3 protein-coding genes and 1 rRNA gene are annotated in these 6782 nt (G+C 61.4%); all 4 read right to left on the reverse strand.

The genetic code is table 11. The features are described 5' to 3' along the window. Positions 1 to 43: 43 nt before the first annotated feature. Positions 44 to 1528: an AdeC/AdeK/OprM family multidrug efflux complex outer membrane factor gene (locus tag FFS21_RS09470; RefSeq protein ID WP_137924563.1), complete on the reverse strand. Its 1485-nt coding sequence runs from the start codon at positions 1526 to 1528 to the stop codon at positions 44 to 46. Further along, positions 1525 to 4671 (reverse strand): efflux RND transporter permease subunit, encoded by a 3147-nt coding sequence (locus FFS21_RS09475; RefSeq protein WP_137924564.1) that lies wholly within the window; start codon positions 4669 to 4671, stop codon positions 1525 to 1527. The genes FFS21_RS09470 and FFS21_RS09475 overlap by 4 nt, the downstream gene beginning before the upstream one ends. Before the next feature lie 26 nt (positions 4672 to 4697). After that, the gene (locus FFS21_RS09480; RefSeq protein ID WP_137924565.1) at positions 4698 to 5882 is read right to left on the reverse strand and encodes an efflux RND transporter periplasmic adaptor subunit; all 1185 of its coding nucleotides are present in this window, start codon (positions 5880 to 5882) and stop codon (positions 4698 to 4700) included. An 814-nt stretch (positions 5883 to 6696) separates the two neighbouring features. Beyond that, positions 6697 to 6782 (reverse strand): 5S ribosomal RNA (gene rrf / locus FFS21_RS32890); the annotation flags it as partial.

The raw sequence follows: 6782 nt of genomic DNA on the forward strand, positions 1-6782 counted from the left end.
AGCCTGAGCTGCCTCTTCGAGGTCTACTTGGTGCCGCGTGGATCTACGACGCGGACTTGCCGGCCTGCGACGTGCTGCCCGTCGTCGTGCCAGCATCTGGTGCGGGAGCACCCGTAACTTCGTTCAGTCCGCCGCCCAGTGCCTTGTACAGGTTGACCTCGCTGGTCAACTGGTTCAGGCGGGCATCGATCAGCGCCTGCTGCGCGGTGAACAGTTGCCGCTGCGCATCAAGCAAGGTCAGGTAGCTGTCCACACCCGTGCGGTAGCGGCCTTCGGCCAGCTGGAAATAATCCCGGCTGGCTTCCACGAGCCGCAGTTGCGCATCGAGCTGATCGGTAAACGTGCCGCGCGCGGCCAATCCATCGGACACTTCACGGAACGCCGACTGCACGGTCTTCTCGTACGTGGCAATGTTGATGTCCTTCTGGATCTTTGCGTAGTCCAGGCTCGCGCGCAGGCTACCGGCCGTGAAAATCGGCACAGTAATCTGCGGCGAGAACAGCCACGTACCTGATCCGGCATCGAACAAGCCGGACAACTGGCGACTACCCGTACCGCCCGAGGCAGTCAGCGCAATGCGCGGGAAGAACGCCGCACGTGCGGCGCCAATATCGGCGTTGGCCGACTTCAGGCGGTGCTCGGCCGACAGGATGTCCGGACGATTCTGCAGCAAATCCGACGGCACACCAGCCGGTACATCGGCCACAAGCTTCTGATCCAGCCCCAGTCCTTCGGGCAGATCCATCGGCATGCTCGCACCGAGCAGCAGCGTCAGCGCATTCGCGTCCTGGGCCACCAGGCGCGTATAGCGTGCCAGCGAAGCACGCGCGTTCTCCACCTGCGTCTGCGACTGGCGCAGGTCCAGCCGCGATGCGATGCCTTCCTCGAAGCTGCGCTTCGTCAGGTTGTACGTACGCTCATAGGTGCCCAATGTCTCGCGCGTTACCTTCAGGTTCGCCTCGTCGGCGCGCATCGTCAGGTAAGCGTTGGCCACGCTGGCCACCAGCGAAATCTGCGTGCTGCGGCGCGCTTCCTCGCTCGCAAAATACTGCTCCAGCGCCGCTTCGCTCAGACTGCGCAGACGGCCGAACAGATCGATCTCCCACGCGGTGGTGCCCAACGACACACCGTACTGGCTGCTGATGACACGCTGGCCCGTCGATGACAGGTCAGCCGGCACGCGCTGCCGCGTGCCCTGTCCCGTGGCACCCACTTCCGGGAACAGGTCAGCACGCTGGATACGGTACTGCGCGCGATAGGCGTCGACATTCAACGCTGCCACGCGCAGGTCACGATTGTTCTCCAGCGCCACCTCGATCAGCCGCTTCAGACGCGGATCGGCAAAGTAGTCGCGCCAACCGAGTTCGACTGCGGGCGGCGTCTGCGCGCCAGCTGCGGCGGCGCCTTTGTACGCGTCGCCCTGCGGATAGGCAGCATCCACCGGTGCCGCCGGCTTCTCATAGGTCGGAATCAGGCTGCAGCCGGCCATCGCCGCTGCCGCGGCCAGATAAATTAGCGTTCTTTTCATGCCTTGGCTCCCGTTTCCAGGGAGGACGATCCGGATTTGCCGCGTCGTTCCTTGAGCGCATTGACGACGACGAAGAACAGCGGGACCCAGAAGATAGCCAGGACGGTGGCCGTGATCATGCCGCCGATCACGCCCGTGCCGATCGCGTGCTGGCTGCCCGAACCTGCACCTTGCGACACGGCCAGCGGGAACACACCCAGCACAAAGGCCAGTGACGTCATGATGATGGGCCGCAAGCGCATGCGGCACGCTTCCACGGCCGCTTCGACCAGGCCCTTCCCTTCGTCATGCAGATCCTTGGCGAACTCCACGATCAGAATCGCGTTCTTCGCCGATAGCCCGATAGTGGTCAGCAGACCCACCTGGAAGAACACGTCGTTCGACAGTCCGCGACCCAGCGTCGCCAGCAATGCGCCAATCACGCCCAGCGGCACCACCAGCATCACCGAGAACGGAATCGCCCAGCTTTCATACAGCGCGGCCAGACACAGGAACACCACGAGCAGCGACAGTGCGTAAAGCGCTGGCGCCTGCGAGCCCGACAACCGTTCTTCATACGACAGACCGGTCCACGAATACGAGATCCCTTGCGGCATCTGCTTCATGATGGCCTCGACCGCCGCCATGGCATCGCCCGAGCTCTTGCCCGCCGCCGGTTCGCCCAGAATTTCCACTGCGGGCACACCGTTGTAACGCTGCAGCTTGGGAGAACCATAGCCCCATTTGCCCGTGGCGAACGCCGAGAACGGCACCATCGCGCCATCCGCATTGCGCACGAACCACTTGTTCAAGTCGTCCGGATTCATCCGCGCATTGGGCTGGCCCTGCAGATACACGCGCTTCACCCGACCCCGATCGATGAAGTCGTTCACGTAGCTGGAACCCCACGCAATCGACACCGTGCTGTTGATGTCTGACAGCGAGACCCCCTGCGCACGCGCACGTTCGTCGTCGATCTCGAGCAAATACTGTGGCTCGTCGTTCAGACCGTTCGGACGTACGCGTTGCAACGCCGGATCCTTGGCGGCGAGGGCCAGGAACTTGTTGCGCGCCTCCATCAGCGCCTCGTGGCCCAGACCCGCCTGATCCTGCATGTAGAAGTCAAAGCCCGTGGCGTTACCGAGTTCCTGCACCGCCGGCGGTGCAAACGCAAAGGCCAGTGCATCGCGGAACGTGCTGAACTTGGCCTGCGCACGCTTGGTCAGGTCGAATACGCTGGTGGCGTCACCCTCCCGCTCCTTGAACGGCTTCAGCAGGATGAACGCCAGACCCGAGCTCTGGCCCCGGCCGGCAAAGTTGAAGCCGTTGACCGTGAACAGTGATTCGACGATCTTGCCTTCGTCGTTCAGCAGGTAGTTACGCATCTGATCGAGCACCGCCTGCGTTCGTTCAGCCGACGAACCCGGCGGCGTCTGCACCTGGGCATAGAGCACGCCCTGGTCTTCTTCCGGCAGGAACGACGTCGGAATCTTCGTGAACAGGAAGCCCATGACCAGCACGATGCCCACGTAGATCAAGAGGAACGGCGCGCGGCGCTTGAGGATGCCCACAACGCTACGTTCGTACTTTTGCGTCGTACGAATAAAGCCGCGATTGAACCAGCCGAAGAATCCCTGCTTGTGCTCGCCGTGGTCGCCCTTCTCGATCGGCTTCAGCATTGTCGCGCACAGTGCCGGTGTCAGTACCAGCGCCACAAGCACGGACAGCGCCATGGCCGAGACGATCGTGATCGAGAACTGTCGATAGATCACGCCCGTGGATCCGCCGAAGAATGCCATCGGCAAGAACACTGCGGACAGCACCAGCGCAATACCCACCAGCGCACCCTGGATCTGGCCCATCGACTTGCGTGCCGCTTCCTTGGGCCCGAGCCCCTCCTCGGACATCACCCGCTCGACGTTCTCCACCACCACGATGGCATCGTCCACCAGCAGGCCAATCGCCAACACCATCCCGAACATCGTCAGGGTGTTAATCGAGTAGCCGAACGCAGCCAACACGCCAAACGTGCCCAGCAGCACCACCGGCACGGCGATCGTCGGGATCAGCGTGGCACGGAAGTTCTGCAGGAACAGATACATCACCAGGAACACCAGCACGATCGCTTCGAGCAGTGTCTTCACCACCTCGTGGATCGAATCCGCAATCACCGGCGTGGTGTCGTACGGGAACACCACCTTGATCCCCGGCGGGAACGACGGCTCCAGCTGGTTCAACGTGTTGCGGATGTTCTTGACGGTATCCAGTGCGTTGGCGCCAGCCGCCAGGCGGATGGCGATACCCGATGCCGGACGCCCGTTGTACTGGGCGTTGATCGAGTAGTCCTGCCCACCCAGGCCCACTTCGGCCACATCCTTCAGGCGAACCTGAGAGCCGTCGGCGTTAACCTTCAGCAAGATGTTGCCGAACTGCTCGGCAGTCTGCAGACGCGTCTTGCCGATCACCGAGGCATTGAGCTGCTGGCCGGACACGGCAGGCAGTCCACCCAGTTGGCCTGAGGCCACCTGTACGTTCTGGGCCTTGATGGCAGTGCTGACGTCGAGCGGGGCCAGCTGGAAGCTGTTCAGCTTGGCCGGATCCAGCCAGATCCGCATCGCGTACTGCGAACCGAAGACCTGGAAGTCACCCACACCCGCGGTACGCGAGATCGGGTCCTGCAGGTTCGAGACAATGTAGTTCGAGAGGTCTTCGCGCGAGGTCTTTGGATCAGTCGAGATCAACCCGACGATGATCAGGAAGTTTCGCACCGACTTCACCACGCGGATACCCTGCTGCTGTACTTCCTGCGGAAGCAGCGGCTGGGCCAGGGCCAGCTTGTTCTGGACCTGTACCTGCGCGATGTCAGGGTTGGTGCCCTGCTCGAACGTGGCCGTGATCGTCATGCTGCCGTCGGAGTTGGACTCCGACGAGATGTAGCGCAGACGGTCCAGGCCGTTCAGTTGCTGCTCGATCACCTGCACCACGGTGTCCTGCACCGTCTGCGCGGAGGCACCCGGGTAGTTCACGGAGATGGCGATCGTGGGCGGCGCGATAGCGGGATATTGCGTGACCGGCAGCGAGCGTATCGACAACACGCCAGCCAGCATGATCACGAGCGCAATCACCCACGCAAAGATCGGCCGCTCGATAAAGAAATTGGACATGGAAAATCCTTATGCGACAGTCCGGATCAGGACTTGGCGGCGGGCGCGGATGCTGCGGGTGCAGATGCGGCGGCTGCAGGAGTCGAAGCGGCAGGCACCGCGCCGGCTTGTGCTGGCGTTGCCTCCGTGGCGTTGACCTTCGCGCCCGGACGGACGAACTGCAGCCCTTCCACGATCACGCGATCCCCTGCCTTCAGCCCCTCGGTAATCAGCCAGCTCGTACCGATCGTACGGGTGGTCTTGAGCACGCGCAGTTCCACTTCATTGTTGCCATTCACCACGAGCGCGGTTGCTTGACCCTTCAGGTCACGCGTCACGCCACGTTGCGGCGCAAGAATCGCGGATTGCCGTACACCTTCGGCCAGACGGGCATGCACGAACATGCCAGGCAGCAGTTCGAAGCGCGGATTCGGGAATACGGCACGTACCGTCACCGAACCGGTGCCCTGATCAACTGCCACTTCCGTGAATTCCAGACGTCCTTGCTCCGGATAGGTGCTGCCGTCTTCCAACTGCAGCGATACCTTCGCGGCATTCGCGCCAGCGTTCTGCAACTGACCATTCGCCAGTTCCTTGCGCAGACGCAGGATGGATGCGGAAGGCTGCGTCACGTCCACATAGATTGGATCCAGCTGCTGAATGGTGGTGAGTGCGTTGGCCTGACCATTGGTTACCAGCGCACCCTCCGTGACCAGCGAACGGCTGATACGGCCCGAGATTGGGGACAGCACCTTGGTATACCGCAGGTTGATGTGAGCCTGATCTACAGCAGCCTTGGCTTGCAGGAACGAGGCTTGCGCTTCCGCTGCTTGCTGCTTGCTGACGGCCTCATCGCCCACGAGCTTGCCATAGCGCTGCGCCAGCAGCCGCGAGGATTCCAATGTGGCCTCGGCGCTTTTCGCCGTAGCCTCGTATGTGGACGGGTCGATCTGATACAACTGCTGACCTTGCTTGACGTCGCTACCTTCGACGAAAAGCCGCTTCTGGATGATGCCGTTGACCTGCGGACGCACTTCGGCAATCCGATATGCCAGGGTCCGGCCAGGCAGCGATGTATCGAGCGTAACGGTCTCGTCCTTCAGCGTGACGACTTTCACTTCAGGCACCTGGGCCGCCGGGGCCTTGTTCTCTTTCCCGCACGCGACCAACATCGTGACGGCAAGAGCCAGCATGCCTGGAATCAAAGCACGCTTGGCGCGCATTGCTTGCATAGCGATTTCCTCGAGGATGAAACGGAAAGTTCTTCTTTGGACCTGGCCAAAGCCAGGAGGCGCCACGGCGCGCGTGGACGCAATTGGCGTGCCTGCACCAGGCACGAGTTCGGATTCGTGATCAGCGGATTGTCGCCATGAGCCCCTGCTTTCGCCAGCGTGCTGGCCTGGAGGAAAAACACACACCGGACACGCCGCGCGCGCGTCCGGCACAGGACTGCCGGCTTGGGCGGCCCTGCTCCCCGTATTCTCAAAAGATACTGCTCAATTCTCGACGGTTGTCATGACCGTTGTTCGCGGCCCGTGTCCCATCTGTCGGAGACATCGCATAGTCGGATGCTAACCATAGACTGTTTCGCAAAGTTCTGCTGACGGCGCGACGACAAAGACGTGCGATTCAGAAGATTCCCACGAATACCCGCAAGTCTGAACGCCAACCTCCTCCGGGTTCGGCCTTCTTCCCTGCGGCACTGCAGCATTTGAGTACCATGCCCTGGGTCAGTTCCATAAGCATGCTTCCAATAGGATGACATCCTACCAGTTCGTAGATGAATCAGGATGACAGAAAATAGGACGTAATGAAGTGAAATACTTCATTCGAGGCAGTTAAGGGGCCGTTGACAGAGGATGCCGCCAGTTGGCATTCCGCACTGCAGTGCGCGAAACAGAGTGTTGCGCGTGCAGGACAGTATCGAGGGATTTGAAGTCTACGGATTTGAAGCTGGTCTGGCTTTGCAGAACTGGATGTAGAACCTGGAACCCAAAGACAAAACCCCTCGCAGCGTTAGCTGTCGAGGGGTTTTGGGGCATAAGAGCCTGGCGATGACCTACTTTCACACGGGTATCCGCACTATCATCGGCGCAAAGTCGTTTCACGGTCCTGTTCGGGATGGGAAGGGG

The organism is Cupriavidus sp. 2SB (genome assembly GCF_005503625.1).
Classification (GTDB): Bacteria; Pseudomonadota; Gammaproteobacteria; order Burkholderiales; family Burkholderiaceae; genus Cupriavidus.